This window comes from Bartonella sp. AP58NXGY, assembly GCF_042195785.1.
In the GTDB taxonomy this organism is placed as follows: Bacteria; Pseudomonadota; Alphaproteobacteria; order Rhizobiales; family Rhizobiaceae; genus Bartonella.
Genome location: NZ_JBHIOY010000239.1, coordinates 1 through 724 on the forward strand (window position 1 = coordinate 1; position 724 = coordinate 724).

The 724-nt window shown below is 30.8% G+C and carries 1 protein-coding gene; it reads right to left on the minus strand.

Annotated elements, in window-relative coordinates; translation table 11 throughout:
- Positions 1-22: 22 nt before the first annotated feature.
- Complete coding sequence (locus ACFINC_RS10675; protein WP_375617197.1) at positions 23-220, minus strand: hypothetical protein; 198 nt, start codon at positions 218-220, stop codon at positions 23-25.
- Between the last annotated feature and the right edge of the window lie 504 nt (positions 221-724).

The following is a 724-nucleotide window of genomic DNA, read 5'->3' on the forward strand; positions in this document are numbered from 1 at the left end:
TTTATATGATCCTTTGGACGACTCATCTTCCTGCAAAGATTGTATCCAATATCTTTCCTTTTAAAAACGGTTTCATCCATGAAACTGTAAATATCTCTTTGCAATCAACTTTACCCATGAGACTAATATCATCACCTTCTATAAAAAAATTTACATGTATCTGAAAATTTTTCGAAAGTATATTCTCTGAAACTGCTTTCTTTGACACATCATTGAACATTAAAGTTTCCTCAACATTCATCTCTTACGAATAATATTTTTGATAATTCTTTGTGTTGCAGGAATCCTGTTATCGATTTTTCATAAGCAATATGAGAAATGATCATCGTCAATAAATCAGTCACATTTTTAAAGATGCGACATCGTACTTTTCTAAATATTAAGTGTGATACCGCAATATGCACTCACTCAAAATGCATATGAGGCAACATTTGTGCGTGTGATCATATCTGGAAATATGTTTTATTAACGTGTAAAATGTATTCATTTATAAAAATCATTCACTTGCACATCACAAACAAGGTTAGCATAGAGAGATCAAAATGATTAAAATGGCTTTTATAGACCAGCTCAAGTGTCAAAGACGCTAGCAAATAAGTTGCAATATTAGGGATATGACGATGCTCGCTTTCATCTTTATTCAATAAAGAGCTTCCATTGAAATGTTTGCCCTCTTCTTGTTCAACTTTCATATAAAAGATTTAAAATTTTAATGAAATAAGTG